The sequence below is a fragment of the Clostridium sulfidigenes genome, from assembly GCF_052067195.1.
GTDB lineage: Bacteria > Bacillota > Clostridia > Clostridiales > Clostridiaceae > Clostridium_J > Clostridium_J sulfidigenes.
This window is the reverse complement of record NZ_JBQHQR010000001.1, coordinates 311,834-335,677: the sequence shown is the minus strand read 5'-3', so window position 1 is coordinate 335,677 and position 23,844 is coordinate 311,834. Positions and strand designations below refer to the sequence as shown.

Genomic DNA, 23,844 nt, shown 5'->3' with positions numbered 1-23,844 from the left:
TATATTCTTTATAAGATATAGTTTTCCTTCATAAAGAGTTATTTTATTTAAATAAATATTTGTATAGTAATTACTTTAAATAAATATCCTTAACTAGGTATATATATGTCCTTAAACAGATCTATACAGTATTCATCACTCATTCCTGCTATGTAATCAGCAACACCTTGATTAAGTCCTTCTTCCTTAGCTATGGACTTGTAAAATTCAGGTAGCTTTTCTTCATGAAAATAAAAATATTTATAAAGCTGAATAAGAATAAACCTAGCTTTATCCCTTTCTTCTTTTAGAAATTCTCCATTATAGACTTCTTTAAACATAAAATCTCTAAGCTTTTTAAAGTTATAATCTATATCTTTAGATAATGACACTTGAATATCATTGGAATTTATATTGCTTTTTGTTCTATAGATACAGTCCTTAACCAAGGTATCTACTCTCTCTCCATGAGTATTCCCTAAAATCTCAAGTATATCCTTTGGTATATCCTCCATAGATAAAATTCCTGCTCTTAGGGAGTCATCAATGTCATGATTTACATAAGCTATTTTATCGCTATACTTTACTACTTGACCCTCTAAGGTAAAAGCCTTGCTACTGTTATTAGAAAAACCACTATGATATAGTATTCCGTCCAGTACCTCCTTTGATAAATTTAACCCTTGTCCATTATTCTCTATATATGTTAATACCCTAACACTATTTTGGTTGTGGCTAAAACCATTGGTAAGTAATTCATTAAGCACTTCTTCTCCACTGTGAGCAAAGGCAACATGGCCAATATCATGACCTAGGGCTATGGCTTCTATTAAGTCTTCATTTAGTCCTATACCTCTACCTATAGTTCTAGCAATTTGCGCCACTTCCAAGGTATGGGTAAGCCTGGTTCTATAGTGGTCGCTCCAGGTTTTAATATATACTTGAGTCTTTCTCTTTAGCCTCCTGAAGGATTTACAGTGTATTATTCTATCTCGGTCAATCATATAGGCAGTTCTAACTTCATCTAATTCTTCCCTTCTAGCCCTACCCATAGAGTTTTTAGATTTTGAGCCTTGTGGTATTATACTATACTCTTCACTCTTTTCTATGTTTTCCCTAATATTCATCATTGCACCTACCTTTATTTCTTATTGAATACTTAAAGTTATGCTTAGATGCTCAAATTTAGCTTATAAAAACTTTTATATTATAACATAAACTATTGTTTTATTTCTACAACCTTTAAGTATTCTATATATTTAAAATATTAAATTTAATCCCTATTTATTATATTTAATAACTACATTATGTATGTATATAATTTCTTTATTATGTATATAGTTTCTTTACTATCCATGAATATTCCTTTAATGGACCATAAAATTTTTTCAATATTTCAAGGAATTGATATATTTATCATAAATTTTTCATAAACATAATTATAGTAGAGATATTTAATATTATCTTATAGTATTTTTAAGGAGAGAAGTACAATGAGTAACGCAATAGCAGATAGTTCTAACTCAAATTTACTATCGCCAAGTAATATTAAGAAAAATGTATTACCTTATTATAATTTATCTAATAACTGCAGTATATATCAGGTGAAGTTTAAGGATACAGATAAACAAAGAGCTGTATATAAAATAGAAAGTGATTCCCATGAGTATTGTTTGAAAAAAGTATATTATGATGTAGATGAACTGCTTTTTATTTATTCAGCCATAGAATGGTTATATCGTAATAATATAAATGTACCTAGAATACTATCTACTACTAATCATGGAAGATATGTAAGGTATAATGATATGTTATTTATTCTCACAGATTGGGTTAAAGGAGACAAATGCGATTTTGATGATATAAATAATGTAAATATGGCAAGTAGAAATTTAGGACAAATTCATGAGACTTCTTTAGGATTCTCCCCAATTTTAGGTAGTAAACATAAGGAAGGTTTCACCAATCTTACAGACTCTTTAAATAAACATACTCTTCAACTTGTTAAAAATGAGAAGCTAGCATTAAAGTATAAAGATTATTTTTCTAAAATATATAGAGTTAGTTTTACTAATAGCATGTGCCTAGCAAATTTATCAACTAACGTAGCCAATACTATAGACTATGCCAACTTATCCATATCCATTTGTCACAATGATTATGTAAGTAAAAATCTTATTGTAAATCAGGGTAAAATTTACGTTATAGACTTTGATAAATGTAGATACGACTATTCAGCTTTTGATATTTCTTATTGTTTAAGGAGACTTATGAGAAGAGAAAACACTTGCTGGAATGGAGATTTAGCCATAAACTTTTTACAGGAATATGAGAGCAGTCACCCTTTGACCTTTGATGATTATAAATATATCCTTGCCTACTTAGCCTTTCCACAGAAATATTGGAAATTATCCAGGGATTACTATAAAAATATATCAAAATGCAATAAAAAAGCCTTTATTAATCTTCTTAATAAAGCTGTAATCCACAATGATATTCATATTGATTTCAGTTATAAACTACTGGATTATATTGAAAATAAATTTAGCACTAAAATTTCCTTTAAATAAGACTCTTAAAGATATATAAAGAGGTTATCTGAAAATATTTTAATTCTTTTCAGATAGCCTCTTTGTTAATTATTATTTTTTATTTTATTTGCATCCACAGCAGCATTTTTTTCTTGGATTTTTAACTTCAGCTTGAGCAGCTGCAAGTCTTGCTACTGGAACTCTGAATGGTGAGCATGATACATAGTTTAATCCTACTTCGTGGCAGAATTCAACGGAAGATGGATCTCCACCGTGCTCTCCACATATTCCAAGTTTGATGTCTGGTCTAGTAGATTTTCCTAGGTCTGCAGCCATCTTAACAAGTTTTCCAACTCCAACTTGGTCTAATCTTGCAAATGGATCAGATTCATATATGCTCTTATCATAGTAGTGTTTTAAGAAGTTTCCAGCGTCATCTCTTGAGAATCCAAAGGTCATTTGTGTTAAGTCATTAGTTCCAAAAGAGAAGAACTCAGCTTCTTTAGCTATTTCATCAGCAGTTAAAGCAGCTCTTGGAATTTCTATCATTGTTCCTACCATGTACTTCATATCTATGCCTGATTCTTTTATGATTTTATCAGCTGTTTCTGTAACTATGTTTTTAACATACTTAAGCTCTTTTACTTCTCCAACTAATGGTATCATGATTTCAGGTACTATATCATAACCTTTTCTAGTTTTAACATCTATAGCAGCTTCTATTACTGCTCTTGTTTGCATTTCAGCTATTTCTGGGTAAGAAACTGCAAGTCTGCAACCTCTGTGACCCATCATTGGGTTGAACTCATGTAATGATTCAACAGTATTTTTTAGATCTTCAAAGGTAATTCCAAGTTCTTTAGCTAATTCTACTATTTCATCATCTTCATGAGGAAGGAACTCGTGTAGTGGTGGATCTAAGAATCTTATAGTAGCTGGTCTATCTTGTAACTCCTCGTAGATTCCTATAAAGTCACCCTTTTGCATTGGTAATAATTTTTCTAGAGCTGCTCTTCTTGTAGCTTCATCCTTAGCAACGATCATTTGTCTTATAGCCATTATTCTCTCGCCTTCAAAGAACATGTGCTCTGTTCTACAAAGTCCTATTCCTTCTGCTCCGAATTTAACTGCTTGAGCTGTATCTCTTGGATTATCAGCATTAGTTCTTACTTTCAAGGTTCTTAGTTCATCAGCCCATGCCATGAATGTTCCAAAATATCCACTTATTTCAGGATCTACAGTTTTAATTTGTCCTGCATATACATTTCCTGTACTTCCATCTATTGAGATGTAGTCTCCTTCTTTATAAGTAACTCCACCTACTGCAAAGGTCCTATTTCCTTCATTTACTGTTAAGTCACCACAACCAGCAACACAACATGTTCCCATTCCTCTAGCAACAACAGCTGCGTGAGAAGTCATTCCACCTCTTACTGTTAATATACCTTCAGAAGCAATCATACCTTCAATATCTTCTGGTGAAGTTTCAAGTCTAACTAAAACTACCTTTTCACCATTTTCATGGGCAGCTTTTGCATCTTCTGCAGTGAAGTAAACCTTACCACAAGCAGCACCAGGAGATGCCGGAAGTCCTTTAGCTATAACTGCTGCAGCCTTAAGTGATGCTGAATCAAAGGCAGGGTGTAATAATGTATCTAATTGTTTTGGTTCAACTTTAAGAATTGCTTCTTCCTTAGTAAGCATTTTCTCTTCTACAAGGTCAACAGCTATTTTAAGGGCAGCTTGAGCTGTTCTCTTACCGTTTCTTGTTTGTAGGAAGTAAAGCTTACCTTCTTCTATAGTGAACTCCATATCTTGCATATCTCTGTAATGGTTTTCTAAAGTGTTTACAATATCCATAAATTGTTTATACACTTCTGGATTTTCTTGTTCTAATTGCTCTATTTTTTGAGGTGTTCTGATACCAGCAACAACATCTTCTCCTTGAGCATTCATTAAGTATTCAGCAAATATTTTCTTTTCTCCTGTAGATGGGTTTCTTGAGAATGCAACCCCTGTTCCAGAAGTATTTCCTTTATTACCAAATACCATTTCTTGAACGTTTACTGCAGTTCCCCAACTACCAGGAATATCGTTCATTCTTCTGTATACTATAGCTCTAGGATTGTTCCAAGATCTAAATACAGCAGTGATAGAAGCTATTAATTGTTCTGTAGGGTCGCTTGGGAATTCTTCTCCCTTAGCTTCTTTGTAGTAAGCTTTAAATTTAGCTACTAATTCTTTTAAGTCTTCTGCATTTAATTCTGTATCAAGTTTTACGCCTCTAGCAGCCTTCATCTCATCCATGATATCTTCAAAGTTTCTCTTTTCTACTTCCATAACTACATCAGCAAACATTTGAATGAATCTTCTGTATGAATCGTATGCAAATCTAGGATTGTTTGTTTTATTAGCCATTACTTCAACGGTTTCATCGTTTAATCCTAGATTAAGGATAGTATCCATCATTCCAGGCATAGATGCTCTAGCACCAGATCTTACTGAAACCAATAGTGGATTTTCTAAACTTCCAAACTTTTTACCTGTAAGTTTTTCAAGTTCAGTCATTTTTTCATGAATTTCGTCAACGATTTCTTCTGCAATTTTCTTTCCATCATCATAGTATTTATTACAAGCTTCAGTTGTTACTGTGAAGCCTTGTGGCACTGGAATTCCTATGCTTGTCATTTCTGCAAGGTTTGCACCCTTTCCACCTAGTAAATTTTTCATGCCGCCGTTGCCTTCATTAAAAAGGTACACATATTTTTTCTTTTCCATGTTATACAACCCCTTAACTCTTAAATTATAGTTATATAGTCAAATGAATAAAATTATTCATTTTCACCCAATTTTACAAATACCATAGAAATTGTTGTCTTAGATATTTTTCCTACAATTTTTGGAACTTCTTTTCCCCTTAAAAGTTCTAGTCTTACAACAGGTAAGGAATCTACCTGATGCTCAATTATTTTTTTTGCAGCATCAAAGGCTGAATCTTCCTCTGATACACTAACAATATTCGGCATTCTAGTCATGATAATTCCAACGGGTACTCTATGCATATCAGCTGTTCCCATAGCCATCTTTATAAAGTCTTTTCTAGATACAGCTCCTAATAGTGCTCCTTCATTTTCAATGAATAAAGTTCCTGTGTCATTTAAAAAAAGTGTTAGAATGGCCTCATAAACAGGTGTGTCTTCCTTTACTAAAACAGGTTCAGACATTACATCCTTAACCTTTATATTTCTAATTTCACTGTTTTTAGGTCCTTTATTTGAATTTTTAACACACACATATCCAACTTTAGGTCTTGCTTGAAGTATACCTGTCATAGTCAATATAGATAAATCTGGTCTTATGGCGGATCGCGTAAGCCCTAACTCTTTTGCGATAGCTTCACTGGTTATTGGTTCATTTTCTTTAACTAATTCTATTATTTGTTCCTGTCTAAGCGAGAGTTTAATGACAATTCGCCACCTTTCAAAATTCTATTATTCACTCCAAATTCTATAATTTTAATTATATCACACATTGGGGTGAGTAAGTGTTATTTTTAAGTTATTTTCTATTATATTGTATAAGAGATTTATTTAATTTGCAACTTTCTCTAAAAATTTTTAAAATATTTCGTTAATTCTTGGGTAAATTTTATTCTAAATAAAAAAAGATGAGTATATGCTCATCTTTAATTAATATCCAAATATATAAAATTTATGTTATCTTTTCATATTATTCTTTGCTTCAGAAATTTTTTCTTTAATCTTTCCTGAGGTTTCAGAGAAGATCTCTTTTAGTTCATGGGTTACTTCTGTAGCTTTCTTTGCAGTTGTTTCCATGGTGCTCTTTACAATTTTATTAACTACTTCTACAGTTCCATCTTCTTTAATTATATCTATTTCTAAATCAATAAATACTGCAGTTGCAGCTCCTAAAACTATTAAAACTGGTTGCAATAATAATGCTATACCCACCACAATTCCTGCATTTACAGGAATATTCACTAGGATAGAATCATCCTTTCTGATAATAATTCTAGAAACATTACCAGCCTTTATCAGCTCTTTTATATAGGTTACAAATTCACTTTGAGAAATTTTCTCATTGAAATTTCTATTGTCCTTTTGTTTTTCTCTTTCACAATGAATTAATGCTTCGATTAAGTCCCCATTGAATCTTTCTAATAAGTCCTTAGCTTCTTCTTCAGATAGATTAGCTCTTTCTTTTAATATATTTATCTTTTTTAATGTAGCTTCATCCATAAATATTTCCTCCCTAGCAATATTTAATACTTAAGTATATTATATCACTTATATACTAAAACTTTTTAAGTAAGGATAGGCTATTAGGTTTTTTTCTATAATTTAGACTTATAAAGGTTTCTAGGATTTTCCCTATTTGTTCCTTTGTATTCATATCTAAATTAAGTCTTCCTACCTTCTCCAGCTCCACTTTACTTAGAAACTTTAATCCATTATATGTGGCAGCAGATACTTTCGTACCATATTGTTTTTCACATTGGTTACAAATTCCACCATAGAACTGAAAAGAAATATAGTCTGCGGTATTTATCTTATTTCCACATAGGGCACAGTTTTCTAAAGATATACCATAGCCTGTAGCCTTTAAAACCTTAACTTCAAAGGCTCTTGCTAAAAGATCTAAGTCTATAGCCTTGTTTCTCATAAGATAAAAGCATTTCACTAAATCTATAAATATGGGATGACTCTCACCTTCTTCTATGGCAATATCTATGAGTTCATTAAAATAAGAACCATATATTAAGGTATCATAGTCATTTAATATATCTTGAAAGGAATCTATAATCCTCCCTTCATTTAAGGTATATAAAGTTCTTCCTTTATATAATACATACTCACCAAAGGAGAAAGGTAGGGTATTTGAAAAATTTTTATTTTTACTTTTTCTAGCTCCCTTTGCAATGACAGTTACCTTTCCAAACTCCTCTGTAAATATCCATAGTAATTTATCATTTTCTTTGTATTCTTGGGTTTTTAAAACTATCCCTCTAGTCTTGATAGTATTCAATGAATAACACCTGCAATTCTACTTATAACCAAGTTCCTTGAGTACAAATGCACTATCTCTCCACTCTGATTTAACCTTAACCCAAATCTTTAGGTTTACTTTACAGCCTAGGAACTTTTCAATATCTTGTCTTGCATAGGTAGATATCTTCTTCATCATAGCTCCATTTTTACCAATTATTATACCCTTGTGGGAGTTCTTCTCACATAGCATATTTGCCTCAATAAGATAACTTCCATTTTCATTCTTCTTCATGGTTAAAATTTCTACAGCAATACCATGCGGTACTTCTTGAGATAAAAGTCTTAGGGCTTTTTCTCTTATAGTCTCCATTACTATAAATCTTTCTTGCTGATCTGTTATCATGTCTTCTGGGTAATACATTGGTCCCTCTGGTAACTGATCAACTACTAATTCTAATAATTTTTCGGTGTTCTTTCCGTTAATAGCTGAAATAGGTATTATTTCTTTAAAATCTAAAACTTTAGTGTATTCTTCTAGAGTTTTAGCTACTCTATCAGCAGGGTTTTCATCTATTTTATTTACTACTAAAAATACTTTAGTATTGCACTGCTTTAGTTGTTCTAAAATATGAAGGTCTGCCTTGTTTATCTCCCCTTCTGGTGTTGTTAAAAATAGCACCACATCCACATCCTGCATGGAATCTTTAGCTATCTTCACCATGTACTCACCTAACTTATGTTTAGGTTTATGCATACCTGGTGTGTCTACAAATACTATTTGAAAGTTATCCCTTGTAAGTATTGTTTGTATATTGTTTCTTGTAGTTTGTGGTCTACTTGATACTATGGATAATTTCTCTCCCATTAAATAATTTAAAAGGGTTGATTTACCCACATTTGGTCTTCCTATTATAGTTATAAATCCTGATTTAAACATATATCTCTCCTTAATTAAGTAAGTCCTCTTTAGTAAAAGCTCCTGGTAGTATTTCTTCTAAAGTTTTTACTATATACTCATCTTGATTTTTAATTAATACTATTTCTATATCTTTAGCTGCAAACTCAGCAATAACCTGTCTACATATTCCACATGGAGCTGTATATGTTGACATATCTCCTACTATGGCAATTTTTTTCATTATAGAATGACCTTCAGATACAGCCTTAAATATAGCCGTTCTTTCAGCACAGTTAGTAGCTCCATAAGAAGCATTTTCTATGTTGCAGCCTGTAAATACACTGCCATCTTCCATTTCAATTGCTGCTCCAACTTTAAACTTAGAATATGGCACATAAGCTTTTTCTCTAGCCTCTATAGCAAGTTTTACCAATTCTTTTATCTCCATTTTATCTTCCTCCAACCTAATTACTCAAATCTATCCATGGTTTAAAATAATCACACATTTCTTAAGTTACTTTAGTTTCTTAGTTATATTAGTTTACCATAGAATACGAATTTTATCACATTATTTTTATTGCTTATATTTTATTTAGCTTCATTCATTTAGTAATTACCCAATAAGCTGATATAACAGTAAGGTTAGTAGTGATCCAAAGGCTCCTCCAAGGACTACTTCAAGGATGGAGTGTACATTAGAATCTACTCTGCTTTGGGCTACTATGAAGGCTAATAAAAATGCCAATATCATTATTAGTGGCTCTGTGGTTAATAGAGTAATGGTGGTTGCCACAGCAAAGGCTATGGAACTATGACCACTTGGCATTCCGCCTCTTAAAGGTGTACCTTCATCATATACAGCCTTTACTACTACGGTGGCAATACTAACTATTACTAACATTAAAAATATCATGTGAGGGTCAGAATTTTTAATTTTTAAAAGAATAATTATAGAAAAAGGTAGAACTTTATCACCAAAAATTATATAGGCTACTAAAACTGCATTTATTGCAGTGACTAATACTGCTCCTGCAGCTACATTTTTCGCAATCTTTGCTAGGGGATGATAAAAGTTGGTGGTGGCATCTATGGCACATTCCACTGCTGTATTTATCATCTCTGCAACCACAACCATTGTTATTGTAATGGAAATTACTAAAAGTTCCATCTTTGTCATGTCAAAGAAAAAACAAGCTGTTAGTATTAACATAGCTATTATCATATGTATTCTCATATTTCTTTGAGTTCGTATTGAATAAATTATTCCCTCTATAGCATAGTTAAAACTATCCACTAGCTTCTTTACCTTCATAATAACCCCACCTTAATTAAAGCTGATATAACCTATATATAGTCTATTATCTTTCAATGTTAAACTTACTTAGAATTTCTTCTTCTCTAGCTCTCATTATTACTTTATCATCATCTTCCATGTGATCATATCCTAGCAAATGAAGAATGGAGTGAGTTACTAAGTAGCACACTTCCCTTATAAAGGAGTGTCCAAACTCTTCACTCTGCTCCTTTGCTCTCTCTAAGGATAACACAATATCTCCAAGGACTAAATTTCCTTCATTTAAATCAATAATTGAAAATTCATGTTCTAAATAACACTCCTTGAATACTTTTTTCTCATCATAGTCTAGCATGGGAAAAGATAGTACATCTGTAGCCCTATCTATTCCTCTTGTGTCTGAATTTATTTCTCTTATGGCTTCATTATCTACAAAAATTAGACTTACTTCATAGGGAATCAGAACCTGTTCCTCTTTTAAAGCATAATCTATAATTTCTTTAATGTTTTCTTCTAAGTCTTTTTCAACTGAAATAAGACTTTGCCTATCGTCCATATAAATCATATTCTATCTCCTATTTATCCTATATCTGCTTTTCTTTTTCAACTTCTTTAGTTTGTATAACTGCTTCTGGCTCTTTTAACTTAAACTGTTCTTCCTTAGTTGATACCACTTCTTTATCTTCTTCAAGGTTTTTTTCATTGTTTTCTTTTGTTAAATTAATCTTGTCTTTAGGATATTCAATTCTTTCATGGTAAATTCCAGATAGAACCTTTAGAAAACTCTCTCTTATTTTCTCTAAATCTTTAAAGGTTAGGTCAGAGTTGACAAACTGATTTTCATCAATTCTACTCTTAATTATGTTATTTACCATTTCTTCTATCTTCTTTTTGTTAGGCTTATTAATGGACCTTACAGAGGCTTCAACCCCATCTGCTAACATTATAATGGTAGATTCCTTTGATCTTGGTGGTGGTCCACCATATCTATAATCTGCCTCATTCACCTCATCAGGATTCTCACTTTTATTTCTCATAGTTATATAAAAATACTTAGCGAGGGAATCTCCATGATGCTCTCTCACAACATCAGTGATGCCTTCAGGTAAGTTATATTTTTCTGCTAATTTAACCCCATCTTCCACATGGGATAGTATTATGGCAGAGCTCATAGCTGGTGACATATCATCATGAGGATTTACTATACCTATTTGATTTTCCTTAAAATAATAGGGCCTTTCTAGCTTTCCAACATCATGATAATAGGAGGCTACCCTAGCTAGTATTGGATTGGCTCCCACACTTTCTGCCGCCATCTCTGCTAAGTTTGCAACTAACACACAGTGGTGATAAGTGCCTGGTGCTTCTAAAAGTAATCTCCTCATCAAGGGATGATTAGGGTTAGCTAACTCTAGAAGTTTAATATTAGTTAATACGTCAAATATATTTTCTAAAACTGGCAGTATTCCTATGGCTAATATTCCTGATACTATAGCAGATATTCCTGTAAGCATAGCCTTATTGATTATACTAGTCACATTAGTGCTTAGGAAATATCCCATGGCACCAGTAAATACTACATTTATAGCTCCAATGAGCAAGGAAGAATACAATATGTCATTTCTTTGCTGAACCCTTTTTAATACCATTGGAACTATTACTGCATTGACCATAGCTATAAGAGTTAAATCTACTGAAAATTTAACAATAAAGGATATAAATATTACATTTAATATTCCTATGGTTACAGATGTTTTACTATCAATTAGTACAGATAATAAAATTGAAATACAAGCAAAGGGTATAACATAAGGAGATATGAGAATAGATATCCTAGCTAATACTACAGTTAGTACTGTCAGTAGGTTTATCAGGATAACCTTACTATTATCTTCATATATGTCTCTACGCTTTTCTTTTATATATCTCCACTGTAATCCTAATACTCCTGCAACTACTAGAAGTAAAACTAGGTTCATATAAATGCCTGTAGATTTATCATTATCTAGAAGGCCTAAGTCATTTAGAAGCTCAATTTGTGATTCAGTAATAGGTTGACCTTCTGCTATTATAGTTTGATCCTTTTTATAGATTACAGGTGTTACATTTTTAGTTATGTTTTGTCTTGCTTCTTCTGTCTTTTCATGATCTACAAAATAGGTGGCCTTAGTTTGTGAATACCCTATGGCCATGGCTAAATCCTTAACATTTTTAGCATAGCTAGTATTGTTAAAGAAGGCGGTTATATATCCTTGTGCTGAAACTATATCCTGAGGTTTATTCTCGTATATAGGGGTAGTATCATATAAATTATTCATACATTCTACTATCTCTTCATTTAGGCTATTTAATCCAGTATCATTTAAGGATAAAAGTAATCCATAGTTTTCAGTAGAAAGATTTTTTATCACACCTTCCTCTTTTAACTTTTTCAGCTTTATCCCATTGATTTTATCCTGTTCTGACTTAATTTTTTCATTATCATCTTCACTGGAAGGATTATAAGGAGGATTTTCAGAATTTATCTTTTTAACTAATTCAAAAAGTTTATTTATATTATCTAAAGCACCTTTTCTTATATTAGCATCATAGGTATAGGTTTCTTGTACGTGTTTTAGCTCTTCTTCAATACTCTTTTGAGTTGCTACCTTATCTTCCACATCTCTTGGTGCTTTAATATCAAATTTAGCTATTTCACCTACTTGAAATTTATATTTTTTACTTACTACTACAGTGCTTAAAATCAAATAAACTATTAAAGTTGTAATTATAAAAGTAATATAGGGTTTTATTCTTGGAAATCTTATCCTTGATAATCTTTTTTTATGTCCCATATTTACACCTCTTTTTAAGTCTCAGGGGATTCATCTTCCTTTTCTCTTTCTGTTTCTGTTTCTGTAGCTACAACTTGGCTTTCTGCTATGTCTTCTTCTACAGTAACTAATACTCTAATTTCATATTCCTTCTCTTGCTTTTTAACTTCTGGAGTTATATCTAGTATTTTAACTCCTCTATCTAAATTTAATGTAATTTTGTTTTGTAGTTCCTTTATTACAGTGTCAGTGTCAGTAGCTTCTTCCACCTCTTCTGTTTCATAATAAGTCTCTTTTATAAAGATGCCCCAGTTTTCTTCTATTTTATCATAAGTTGTATAGTTATTTAATGATTTCTTAATATAAATTTTATTATTGTTTACATTTACTCCATATCGTACCTGCTTATTTCCCGTTCTTCTTTTTGAGGTAATAGATATAGGTACTTTTGTAAATTCTTCGTAAAAAGTAGTAGCATATATTTTTCCTTCAGCCTTTACAGAGAACTCCATGCCTTCTTTTCCTTCTTGACCTTTTACAATTATCTCACCTTTGTCAACTACTGTGCCAAGTTGTTTCACAGGAGTTCCAGCACTGGTATATATTCTATTTATAACTCCACTTTTTTTAGCTACTAAATCTCCTGTGTACTCCTTTTCTTTTATCTTTGGTGGTTCTTGCCTCTCTACTATATCTACAGTGAGCATAGAACCTTCAATTCTAACTTTAACCCACATTATTTCATCTATATCAGCAACTAACTTTTCTTCAACCTTTAGAACATCTATTGAACCCTTTTTACTTCCAACCATTATTCCATAGCTTTTCAGTATATTTCTAACTTCAAGGGGAGCTAGATATTTATCTGTATTTATATCCACACTCCAAATAAAGCTACTCAAATAGTATAAAATAAAGAAAAATGCAGCAATACCTGCAATTAAAAGTTTTCTAGTACTTAATCTAAGATAAAAAAAGTTTATCCCTTTACGATGCAAAATCTTTACTTTTCCATTTACTTTTTTAACAGCTTCTTTTAAATGAAGATAATCTGATACTGATATTTCTAGTGTAATAGAAAAGGCGTTATTTCTTTTTATATTTTTCACACTGACATTTTTATTCCAGAGATAATTGAGAATTTTTTCTCCTTCAAGGGAATCTACTTGAACAGTTATATAGCTTTTATTAAAATTATTAATCTTCTTCATAGTTTTCATACACCATAGAGCTAAAATATCCACTTAAAGTTATGGTGGTACCTCCTACAAATATAATTTCAAAATCCTTACCTAGAATTTTCAAAGGTCCAATACTGGTATTTATAACTAATTCACTGTCACTAAATTTTATTATCCCTTTATGATTCTCTACCGTTACCTCTTTTCTTGCTATCACTATTATTTTAGGTAAACTAAGGGCTACATCTACTGGTAAGTCTAATCCATAAATGACCTTTTCCTTTACCCTCACTAATTTATCACTCAATTTCATCACCTCTAAATCATAATTTTTACTTACAAAGTTTCTCTTTTAAATTTTATGATTTCTTTTCATGATAAATTACTTAAAATAAAAAGAACTCAGTAAACTGAGTTCTTTATTTATTCAAATATTCTTTTACTATTTGACTAACTACTTTGCCATCTGCTCGACCATTTACCTTAGGTCTAACATCTGCCATAAGTTTTCCCATATCTTTAATGCTACTAGTACCAAGTTTTTCGGCTGACTCCAGAACAATTTTTCGGATTTCTTCTTCCGTTAACTGCTGAGGAAGGTATTGTAATAAGATTTCGATTTCAGCTTTTGTTTGATCAACCAAATCTTGTCTATTTCCTTTATCAAACTCAACCAAAGAATCTCTTCTTTGTTTAACTTCCTTTGCTAAAATTTCGATGATTTTACTATCATCTACTTCTCCTGCCCCTGATTTTTCAACCATTAAAACAGCAGCTTTAGCCATGCTTATTACATTTGCTTTAAACTTATCTCTTTGTTTAATAGCATTTTTCCAGTCGTCCTGTAATGTTTCCTTAATGGATGACATTAATAAACCTTCTTTCAAATTCTACTTAAATTTTCTTTTTCTAGCAGCTTCTGATTTTTTCTTTCTCTTTACGCTTGGTTTTTCGTAATGTTCTCTCTTTCTAACTTCTGAAAGCACACCTGATCTTGCACATTTCTTTTTAAATCTTCTTAATGCATTCTCTAATGATTCGTTTTCTCCAACTTTTATCTCTGACATTTATATCCCTCCCTCCGCTAGCTCAATTTAATTTTAATTAAAAGTAGCCAATGCGAGGCCTAAATAGCACATTTTCAATTATACAATTCACATTAACTTATGTCAAGATTTTCATTAGTTTTATTTACATATTTTTAGTCCTTATTTTTAGCCTGGTGGCCATTTTAAATTTCTTCCACCTAACAAATGAAAATGTAAATGTGGAACAGTCTGTCCTCCATGGTCTAAAGTGTTAGTTACAACTCTATATCCACTTTTATCTATTCCTAGTTTTTTTACCAGTTCTGGTATGGTGGCGAAAATATGAGCTATAATGCTACTATTCTCATGATTTATATCATTAACACAGCTTATGTGCTCCTTTGGGATTATAAGAATATGCACAGGTGCTTCAGGACTTATGTCATGAAATGCTAATATCTTATCATCTTCATAGACCTTATTTGAAGGAATCTCACCCTTTGCAATTTTACAAAATAAACAATCTGACATTTTTTCACCTCCATTCTCAGTAGTAAAAACCTACATTTATAGTTTCCTATAATGTATAATATGATTTCTCATATCTTATATTATACTCTAAAAATCCATGTTAGTGTATCTATATTTTGTATTATTCTATGATTCCTACCATGTTTTCTTGTTTTACAGCTGCCAGTTTTGTAGGCACTATTTTACCCTCTAGGTTTTCATCACTTTCTGTTATTACTTTTATATAGTTCTCTGTATAGCCTACATAAGTGTTTTCTTTTCCACTTATAGCTTCCTCATAAAGTACTCTCATTTCTCTTCCAAGGAATTTCTCCATGAATTCTACTTCTAAAGCATTATTTAGTTCTATTAACTTTTTACTTCTTTCTTCCTTTATAAGCCCATCTACTTGGAAAGGCATTTCCGCTGCCTTAGTTCCTGTTCTTTTACTATACTTAAAGATATGCATTTTACTTAGTTTTATCCCTTTTAAAAATTCATAGGTAGCTTCAAATTCAACATTAGACTCCCCTGGAAAACCTACAATTATATCTGTAGTTATAGACACGTCCTTCATATACTTTCTAAGATTTTCTACTACATCCTTATATTCCTGTGCTGTATATTTTCTATTCATTCTTCTAATTGTTGCATCACAGCCACTTTGAAGGGATAGGTGAAAATGGGGACACATCTTTTCTAGGTTGCAGATTCTCTCTATTACCCCTTCAGTGAAGAAGGTTGGATCTATAGAACCTATTCTAATTCTCTCTATTCCTTCTATTTTATTTATCTCTTCTAGGATTTTAACTAAATCCCAATTACCTTCTAAATCCACTCCATAGGAAGCAGTGTGAACTCCTGATAAAATTATTTCTTTAAAACCATTTTTACTTAGTTCTTTTACTTCCTTTAATATTTTCTCAGGCTCTTTACTACAAACTCCCCCTCTAGCAAAGGGAATAAGGCAGTATGAACAAAATCTATTACATCCATCCTGTATCTTTAAAAAGGCTCTAGTTTTATCCTGATATTCATTGATGGCTAGCTGTTCAAATTTATTGTTTTTAAGTACATCTTTAACTTCTACTACTTGCTTACTTTCTTCTCTTGCTCTATTAACCCAGTAAACAATGTCTCCCTTATTTCTACTTCCCAAGACTACATCTACACCTTCAATTTGTGCTATTTCATCGGAAGCAATTTGTGAATAGCATCCAACTACTGCTATTATAGCCTCCGGATTATGACGTCTTGCTCTTCCTATCATCTGTCTTGACTTTTTATCTCCCATGTTAGTTACTGTACATGTATTTATAACATACACATCTGAAAATTCATCAAAACTTACAACTTCATATCCCTCTTTTATGAATTTTTCTGCCATGGCTTCTGATTCATAAGAGTTAACCCTACATCCTAGTGTATATAGTGCTACTTTCATTTTAATTTCCTCCTAAGTCACCAAGCTCATACATAATTAAGCTAAGAGCTACAAAGCCAGCAGTCTCCGTTCTTAGTATTCTAGGCCCTAAGGTTACTATAAATGCTCCAGCATCCTTTAACGCCTGAATTTCATTCTCTTCAAAGCCACCCTCAGGTCCTATGATAATGGCTGCTGTTTCTATATTTTTATCTGATACTTGGTTTTTTACATATTTTATTCCTTGATTTTCTTGATTTTCATAGGGTACTATAACTAAATCAAAGTTCTTTATCTCTTCCTTTAGGTTATTAAAATCTATAGGTTGGTTTATAGTTGGAATTATACTTCTTTTGCTTTGTTTGCAAGCTTCTAAGGCTATTCTGTTCCATCTATCTACCTTTTTAAATTCTGAGGACTCATTGCCCTTAACTACAACTCTCTCTGTAATTATAGGGGTGATTTCACTGACTCCTAGCTCAGTACACTTTTGAGCTATTAAATCCATTTTAGCTGCCTTTGGTAATCCTTGAAAAAGCTGAACTCTTAAAGGACTTTCATTATTTAAAGCAACCTTTTCAATTAGGTTTACTCTTACTTCCTTTTTATTTACCTCTAAAATTTCTCCTATATATTCAACACCCTTGCAGTTATTGATATTTACTTTATCCCCTTCTTTAAGTCTAAGCACCTTATATATATGCTTAACATCATCGCCTTCAATGATGCACAGAGATTCATTTATGCTATTATCTTCCACAAAAAATTTATGCATTTTAAATATACTCCCATCACACAATTTTACTTTTTAGCAATAATACAAATCCATTCTCCATCTTCCATGACTTCTTCAATTATAAAGTCTAGGGCCTTTAACTTGTCAGCAACTTTATCTCTTTGAGTGTTTAAGATACCAGAAGCTATGAAGTATCCCTCATCTTCTATAAAGGCTCTAACACCTTCACTTAAAAACATGATTATATCAGCTAAGATATTAGCTACTACTATATTAGCTTTACCTTCTACTACTTCCATTAAATCTCCGTAAAGAATTTCGATGTTATTTACCTTGTTAAACTCCAGATTTTTCTTTGCAGATTCTACAGCTACTGGGTCTAAATCTACTCCTACTACATGTTTTGCTCCTAATTTAGCTGCAGCTATAGATAATATTCCTGAACCAGTACCTATGTCAAATACAGTAGTATCTTTCTTAACTTTTTTCTCTAGAGCTTTTATGCACATTCTTGTAGTTTCGTGGGTTCCTGTTCCAAAGGCCATTCCTGGGTCTAACTCTACTACAACCTCTCCAGGTTTTTCTTCATAATCTTCCCAGGTAGGCTTTACTACAATGTGCTCCCCAACCTTAGCTGGTTTATAGTACTGCTTCCAATTATTTGCCCAATCATCTTCATTTACCTTATGATAAGTTACTATGCCTTCACCTTTATCAAAGCCAAATTCACCTAACTTATCTACACTTTCCTTTATGTAGTTTAGTGTATTCATAAAGTTTTCACTATCTTTAAAGTACCCTTTAACCATAGCACCTTCTTCAATAGTTAAAACTGACTCATTTATAAAATCTGCAAAGCCCAGGTTTTCCTTCTTAAATTCCACATCTGCCACATCTTCTATGGAAACTCCTTCTACATCACAGTTATAAAGAAAACCAGCCACAGCTTCTGTAGCCTCACTGCTGGTAAGTACCGTTACTTCAATCCAATCCTGATCCATTTCTACTTCCTCCATATCTATACATTAAATTATACTTAAGTTATATGAACAATAGTTAATAGGTTTTAATTAATATTATTGCCATTATTTTAAAAGATGTCTATGGTATTATACACTAAATAATCTTTATTGTGTAATTATATATCACATATTACAAAATAACAAAATAACTCTTCCTTGGCAATAGTGAATCTTTTCTATTGCAAGAAAGAGTTTTATTTGGCTCTGTAATTTTCATCGGCTCCTAATATTCTACTGTTCTATATAGCCTTAGTCAATTAGGTTATCTTTAAATCCAAGACCAAAGGCTTCATCAAAGGAAGAAATCATAGTCATAGCTGTTGGGTCTATGGTACTTACAATTCTACGCAAATTATATACCTGAGATTTACTGCAAGCACACATTAACATTTGACGACTCTCTCCTGAAAAAGCACCGGTAACATTCATTATAGTTACTCCTCGTCCAACTTCCTTTCCAATGACATCTGCAATTTCCTTTCCATGATTAGTTATTACCATTGCCATTTTTCCTGCTTCAAAACCAGACATAATCTTATCTATAATTGTAGAACTTGATATAGTCATAATAATTCCTAATAATACAGCATCAATAGTTCCAAATACTAATCCACCTAGAAGGATAACACAACCATCAATAGCAATTGTAATCTGTCCAATAGATAGGTGAGGTGCTTTTTTTCTTACAGAAAGAATTAAAAAGTCTGTTCCTCCAGTAGATGAATTTCTCATATATATGAGTGCTAGTCCAGCTCCAGATAATACTCCTGCAAACACAGCTGCCAGTATAGGATTTCCTGAATAAATTGGGATAAGTGGAAACACTACATCCATAAAGAAGGCTGAAATTACCATGGTTTTTAGAGATTTAACTAAAAACCATTTTCCAAGTACTTTATAACTAATTATTATTATTGGTATGTTAAGTAATAAACTACATACACCTATTGGTATTTTAGTAAAAAAGTTTATAATTATTGATAAACCTGAAATTCCACCAGGAGCAAAGTTAGCTGATAATGCAAAGGTATAAATACCAGCAGCATAAAGTATACTACCAATGATGTCATAGAAGGTATCAATGGTAATGTCATAGATCTTTTGTTTTTCAATTTTCATGTTATTGCCTCCAACCTTTTTATTAAAGTTATATCTTATGATTTTGTAGAAATTAACATAATTCAGACATGACTAAAAGGTTTACATGTGCTAAAAACTTAACTTCTACACCACTAGTAATAAAAGCGCAATAAACCCTAAAATATCATTAAATTCTACAGTAATATTATAAATATTTTGTCTAAAAAAGTCAATTATTAAATTTTTAAAATATTCATATTGTTATCTCTATTTTGCCAATGATTGATTTTACCATTAATATACTGAAATTTAAGATTTTAATATAAATTGGCTCTGTTGAAAATTACAGTGATAGGATATATAAGCACCAAAAATAGCTAAAGTCCTATACTAACTATTACAAGACTTTAGCTATATTTAAATATTTGTGGTTATATTAATTTCTTTATTACTTTCCAAATATTCCTTTTTTGTGTTTTTTCTTTTCCACAGTAGTTTCTGGAGCTTCTCCACTAGCCTCCATAAACATTCTTAGAGCTTCTTCTTGTTTCTCATTAAGAGATTTTGGTACATCCACTATTACCTTAACATAGTGATCTCCTCTACCTACAGAGTTAACTCTAGGAACCCCTTTAGCTTTTAATCTAAATACAGTTCCAGGTTGAGTTCCTGCTGGAACCTTATAAGTAACATCTCCATCCACTGTTGGAACCTTTATGTCTGTACCAAGAGCAGCCTTTGCAAAGGATATATGGGTTTCCATATGGATGTCAAAGCCTTTACGTTTAAATATATTATGAGATGTAACTCTTATATTTATATAAAGATCTCCTGCTGGACCTCCATTTTCGCCTGCTTCACCTTGTCCTCTTAGCGGCATTACATTACCTGTATCAACACCTGCTGGAACATTAACTGTTAAATTTCTAGTTTTTCTTTCTTTACCATTTCCTCTACAAGTTGAGCATGCTTCCTCTATTATAGTACCTTTACCTCCACAAGCATCACAAGTTGTAGTTGTAGAAATCACTCCTAATGGAGTTCTTCTTTGAACATTTATCTTACCTCTACCGCTACACTTAGAGCAAGTTTTAGGAGTAGTACCTTTTTTAGCTCCTGTGCCTCCACAAGTTTCACATTTTTCTCTTCTAGTAACTTTAATTTCCTTCTCACAGCCAAATACAGCCTCTTCAAAGGTTAAATTTAAATTAAATTCTAAATCTGCACCCTTTCTTGGAGCATTTTTATTAGATGAAGAGGAAAATCCTCCTCCAAAGATATCGCTAAAAATATCTCCAAAGCCTCCAAAGCCTCCACCGAAATCAAATCCATCAAAACCTTGGGCTCCGTTAAAGTCTGCAGTACCAAACTGATCATATCTCTGTTTCTTCTCTGGATCTGATAAAACTTGATATGCTTCATTTATTTCTTTAAACTTTTCTTCTGCTTCAGCATTTCCTTGATTTCTATCTGGATGATACTTTAAAGCAGCCTTTTTAAAAGCTTTTTTTATCTCATCATCACTGGCACTTTTATCTATGCCAAGTACTTCATAATAATCTTTATTAGCCATATTTAAAATTCACCACCTATTTTACTTCGAATAATATATTAAGATATATTATGTATAATTGCAACCATGTATTAATGGGAACATTAAATTTTCACATTAAAATTTAACATTAAAATCAGTTTTAAGGGATGAGTGTTTCATCATCCCTTAAATAATTTAATGAATATTATTCTCCATCTACTTTAAAATCTGCATCTACAACATTGTCATCATGTGGTGCATCTTGAGCTCCTGCTCCTGCTGCTCCACCCATGTTGTTTGGATCAAAACCTTCTGCTCCTGGCTGTCCGCCTTCAGCTTGGTATACCTTTGAAGATACAGCGTAGAATTCTTGTGTTAACTCTTCTGTAGCTTTTTTAATAGCTTCTATATCTTCTCCATCTTTAACTGATTTTAATACTTGGATTCTTTGTTCTACCTTAGCTTTATCATCAGCAGAAACTTTATCTCCTAGGTCAGTTAAAGTTTTTTCTGTTTGGTAAACCATTTGATCTGCAGTGTTTTTAACTTCTATAGCTTCTTTTCTCTTCTTATCTTCTTCTGCAAATCTTTCTGCTTCATTTACTGCATTTTGGATTTCATCATCACTTAAGTTAGTTGAAGCTGTGATAGTTATATTAGCTTCTTTTCCAGTTCCTTTGTCTTTAGCAGAAACTTTAACTATACCGTTAGCATCTATATCAAAAGTTACTTCGATTTGAGGAATTCCTCTTGGAGCTGCTGCAATTCCAGAAAGAGTGAATCTTCCTAAAGTTTTGTTGTCAGCTGCCATTTGTCTTTCACCTTGAACTACGTGAATTTCAACAGATGTTTGACCGTCTGCTGCAGTTGAGAATACTTGGCTCTTCTTAGTTGGAATTGTTGTATTTCTTTCGATTAATGGAGTAGCAACTCCTCCTAAAGTTTCAATTCCTAGAGTTAATGGTGAAACGTCAAGAAGTAATACATCTTTAACATCTCCTGTTAAAACTCCACCTTGAATAGCTGCACCTGCTGCAACACACTCATCTGGGTTAACTCCTTTTGATGGTTCTTTTCCTGTAAAGTTTTTAACTGCTTCTACAACAGCTGGGATTCTTGTAGATCCACCAACTAATACAACCTTGTCAATTTCTCCTATTGAAAGATCAGCATCTTGAAGAGCTTTTCTCATTGGCTCAATAGTTCTTTGTACTAAATCATGAGTTAATTCATTGAATTTAGCTCTTGTTAGGTTCATATCTATATGTTTTGGACCTGTAGCATCAGCTGTGATAAATGGAAGATTGATGTTTGTTTGAGTAGAAGATGATAATTCTATTTTAGCTTTTTCAGCAGCTTCTTTTAATCTTTGAAGTGCCATTTTATCATTTCTTAAATCAATTCCATTAGAAGCTTTAAAATCTTCAGCTATATAATCCATAACCTTTTGGTCAAAGTCATCTCCACCAAGACGAGTATCTCCATTTGTAGATTTAACTTCGAAAACTCCATCTCCAAGTTCTAAGATAGATACGTCGAAAGTACCACCACCAAGGTCATATACAAATATCTTTTGGTTTGTATCCATTTTGTCAAGACCATAAGCAAGAGATGCAGCTGTTGGCTCGTTTATAATTCTCTTAACATCAAGACCTGCAATTCTTCCTGCGTCTTTAGTTGCTTGTCTTTGGCTATCATTGAAGTATGCTGGAACTGTGATAACAGCTTCTGTAACTGTTTCTCCAAGGTATGCTTCAGCATCTGCTTTTAATTTTTGAAGTACCATTGCAGATATTTCTTGTGGAGTATATTCTTTTCCATCTATATTTACTTTATGATTTGTTCCCATTTCTCTTTTAATTGAGATTATAGTTTTATCTGGGTTTGTTATTGATTGTCTTTTTGCTACTTGACCAACAAGTCTTTCACCATCTTGTAAGAAAGATACTACTGATGGAGTAGTTCTAGCACCTTCTGCGTTTGGTATTATAACTGGATCTCCACCTTCCATAACTGATACACAAGAGTTTGTTGTTCCTAAATCAATTCCTATAATTTTTGCCATTGTAATTTCCTCCTATAAATTAATACACTTATTTTCTTCTAATTTACTATATACATTTATTTTTAATTAAAGATTAAAATCTTTATAAATCATAGATTAATTTGCTACTTTAACCATACTATGTCTTAATACTTTATCGCCTTTTTTATATCCCTTTAGGAATACTTCAGCTACTTGATTTTTTCCTAAGTTTTCATCTTCTATATGCATTACTGCATCATGGAAGTTAGGGTCAAATTCTCCATCAGATGAGATTTCTTCAACGCCTAGCTTTTCAAAAGAAGCTGTAAACTGATTTATAGTTAATTCAATACCTTTTTTAAGATCTTCTGCACTACCATCTACTGCAACAGCTCTTTCTAAATTGTCTAATACAGGTAGTATTTCCTTTAATACATCAGCACAAGCTTCTGTATATATATTTTCCTTTTCCTTAGAAGTTCTTTTTCTAAAGTTATCATATTCAGCTACAGTTCTTAATAATTTATCTTTCAAAGAATCATTTTCTTCTTTAAGCTCTTTAATTTCTTCTTTGCGATTTCTGAATTTTTTCATCTCATCTTCCTTATCATCTTCCTCTTTAACCTCTGAGGTTTCTTCACCGGAAGTGCCTTCCTCTTCATTTTGTTCTTTTTCAGAAGGGTCATTTTCTAAAATTTCATCCGCATTATCTTCCATATCTTTTTTATCTAGCTCTTGGTTTTCTTCCATATTATTTTCCAATGCTCTTTCCTCCAATCT

The 23,844-nt window shown here is 32.0% G+C and carries 23 protein-coding genes; 1 reads left to right on the top strand and 22 read right to left on the bottom strand.

Features of this window, described 5'->3' with window-relative positions:
• Positions 1-89: 89 nt before the first annotated feature.
• On the bottom strand, positions 90-1,106 hold the full coding sequence (locus tag ACTNBA_RS01680) for a deoxyguanosinetriphosphate triphosphohydrolase (RefSeq protein ID WP_441072152.1): 1,017 nt from the start codon (positions 1,104-1,106) through the stop codon (positions 90-92).
• Between the two features lie 366 nt (positions 1,107-1,472).
• Between ACTNBA_RS01680 and ACTNBA_RS01675 the strand changes: the two genes are divergently transcribed.
• Positions 1,473-2,549 carry a CotS family spore coat protein gene (locus ACTNBA_RS01675; protein WP_441072017.1) on the top strand — a complete coding sequence of 359 codons (1,077 nt, stop codon included), beginning with the start codon at positions 1,473-1,475 and terminating at the stop codon, positions 2,547-2,549.
• An 84-nt stretch (positions 2,550-2,633) separates the two neighbouring features.
• Here ACTNBA_RS01675 and ppdK read toward each other — a convergent pair whose 3' ends face one another.
• The 21 genes from ppdK to grpE form a co-directional block, all read right to left on the bottom strand.
• Positions 2,634-5,288: a pyruvate, phosphate dikinase gene (ppdK, locus tag ACTNBA_RS01670; protein WP_441072015.1), complete on the bottom strand. Its 2,655-nt coding sequence runs from the start codon at positions 5,286-5,288 to the stop codon at positions 2,634-2,636.
• Between the two features lie 53 nt (positions 5,289-5,341).
• Entirely contained in the window at positions 5,342-5,974 is a 633-nt protein-coding gene (gene ccpN / locus ACTNBA_RS01665) for a transcriptional regulator CcpN (RefSeq protein WP_035128912.1), read from the bottom strand.
• A 252-nt stretch (positions 5,975-6,226) separates the two neighbouring features.
• Positions 6,227-6,769 (bottom strand): DUF4342 domain-containing protein, encoded by a 543-nt coding sequence (locus ACTNBA_RS01660; RefSeq protein WP_441072013.1) that lies wholly within the window; start codon positions 6,767-6,769, stop codon positions 6,227-6,229.
• A 55-nt stretch (positions 6,770-6,824) separates the two neighbouring features.
• Positions 6,825-7,556 (bottom strand): DNA repair protein RecO, encoded by a 732-nt coding sequence (gene recO / locus ACTNBA_RS01655; protein WP_441072011.1) that lies wholly within the window; start codon positions 7,554-7,556, stop codon positions 6,825-6,827.
• Positions 7,557-7,574: 18 nt separating this feature from the next.
• Complete coding sequence (era, locus tag ACTNBA_RS01650) at positions 7,575-8,456, bottom strand: GTPase Era (protein WP_035128906.1); 882 nt, start codon at positions 8,454-8,456, stop codon at positions 7,575-7,577.
• Positions 8,457-8,466: 10 nt separating this feature from the next.
• Positions 8,467-8,865: a cytidine deaminase gene (locus tag ACTNBA_RS01645; protein WP_441072009.1), complete on the bottom strand. Its 399-nt coding sequence runs from the start codon at positions 8,863-8,865 to the stop codon at positions 8,467-8,469.
• 165 nt (positions 8,866-9,030) lie between these two features.
• Entirely contained in the window at positions 9,031-9,729 is a 699-nt protein-coding gene (locus ACTNBA_RS01640; protein ID WP_441072007.1) for a diacylglycerol kinase, read from the bottom strand.
• Between the two features lie 46 nt (positions 9,730-9,775).
• On the bottom strand, positions 9,776-10,276 hold the full coding sequence (gene ybeY / locus ACTNBA_RS01635) for an rRNA maturation RNase YbeY (RefSeq protein WP_346848427.1): 501 nt from the start codon (positions 10,274-10,276) through the stop codon (positions 9,776-9,778).
• Between the two features lie 19 nt (positions 10,277-10,295).
• Positions 10,296-12,545, bottom strand: a complete 2,250-nt coding sequence (locus tag ACTNBA_RS01630) for an HD family phosphohydrolase (protein ID WP_441072005.1) — start codon at positions 12,543-12,545, stop codon at positions 10,296-10,298.
• Positions 12,546-12,559: 14 nt separating this feature from the next.
• A complete protein-coding gene (gene yqfD, locus ACTNBA_RS01625; protein ID WP_441072003.1) occupies positions 12,560-13,735 on the bottom strand; it encodes a sporulation protein YqfD in 1,176 nt (391 codons plus the stop codon).
• Positions 13,722-14,012 carry a sporulation protein YqfC gene (yqfC, locus tag ACTNBA_RS01620; protein WP_346848424.1) on the bottom strand — a complete coding sequence of 97 codons (291 nt, stop codon included), beginning with the start codon at positions 14,010-14,012 and terminating at the stop codon, positions 13,722-13,724. Before yqfC ends, yqfD begins: the two co-directional genes overlap by 14 nt.
• 112 nt (positions 14,013-14,124) lie before the next feature.
• Positions 14,125-14,574 carry a GatB/YqeY domain-containing protein gene (locus ACTNBA_RS01615; RefSeq protein WP_441072150.1) on the bottom strand — a complete coding sequence of 150 codons (450 nt, stop codon included), beginning with the start codon at positions 14,572-14,574 and terminating at the stop codon, positions 14,125-14,127.
• A 21-nt stretch (positions 14,575-14,595) separates the two neighbouring features.
• Positions 14,596-14,772, bottom strand: a complete 177-nt coding sequence (gene rpsU, locus ACTNBA_RS01610) for a 30S ribosomal protein S21 (protein WP_035128888.1) — start codon at positions 14,770-14,772, stop codon at positions 14,596-14,598.
• A 147-nt stretch (positions 14,773-14,919) separates the two neighbouring features.
• On the bottom strand, positions 14,920-15,264 hold the full coding sequence (locus ACTNBA_RS01605) for a histidine triad nucleotide-binding protein (protein ID WP_035128885.1): 345 nt from the start codon (positions 15,262-15,264) through the stop codon (positions 14,920-14,922).
• Between the two features lie 121 nt (positions 15,265-15,385).
• Positions 15,386-16,687: a tRNA (N(6)-L-threonylcarbamoyladenosine(37)-C(2))-methylthiotransferase MtaB gene (mtaB, locus tag ACTNBA_RS01600; protein WP_035128882.1), complete on the bottom strand. Its 1,302-nt coding sequence runs from the start codon at positions 16,685-16,687 to the stop codon at positions 15,386-15,388.
• A 1-nt stretch (position 16,688) separates the two neighbouring features.
• The gene (locus tag ACTNBA_RS01595) at positions 16,689-17,441 is read right to left on the bottom strand and encodes a 16S rRNA (uracil(1498)-N(3))-methyltransferase (protein ID WP_441071999.1); all 753 of its coding nucleotides are present in this window, start codon (positions 17,439-17,441) and stop codon (positions 16,689-16,691) included.
• A gap of 26 nt (positions 17,442-17,467) precedes the next feature.
• Complete coding sequence (gene prmA / locus ACTNBA_RS01590; RefSeq protein ID WP_441071997.1) at positions 17,468-18,403, bottom strand: 50S ribosomal protein L11 methyltransferase; 936 nt, start codon at positions 18,401-18,403, stop codon at positions 17,468-17,470.
• Positions 18,404-18,673: 270 nt separating this feature from the next.
• Positions 18,674-19,543: a YitT family protein gene (locus ACTNBA_RS01585; protein ID WP_035128873.1), complete on the bottom strand. Its 870-nt coding sequence runs from the start codon at positions 19,541-19,543 to the stop codon at positions 18,674-18,676.
• A gap of 409 nt (positions 19,544-19,952) precedes the next feature.
• Positions 19,953-21,077: a molecular chaperone DnaJ gene (gene dnaJ / locus ACTNBA_RS01580; RefSeq protein ID WP_441071995.1), complete on the bottom strand. Its 1,125-nt coding sequence runs from the start codon at positions 21,075-21,077 to the stop codon at positions 19,953-19,955.
• Between the two features lie 166 nt (positions 21,078-21,243).
• On the bottom strand, positions 21,244-23,103 hold the full coding sequence (dnaK, locus tag ACTNBA_RS01575; protein WP_035128867.1) for a molecular chaperone DnaK: 1,860 nt from the start codon (positions 23,101-23,103) through the stop codon (positions 21,244-21,246).
• Positions 23,104-23,199: 96 nt separating this feature from the next.
• The gene (gene grpE / locus ACTNBA_RS01570) at positions 23,200-23,826 is read right to left on the bottom strand and encodes a nucleotide exchange factor GrpE (protein WP_278245209.1); all 627 of its coding nucleotides are present in this window, start codon (positions 23,824-23,826) and stop codon (positions 23,200-23,202) included.
• Positions 23,827-23,844: the final 18 nt, after the last annotated feature.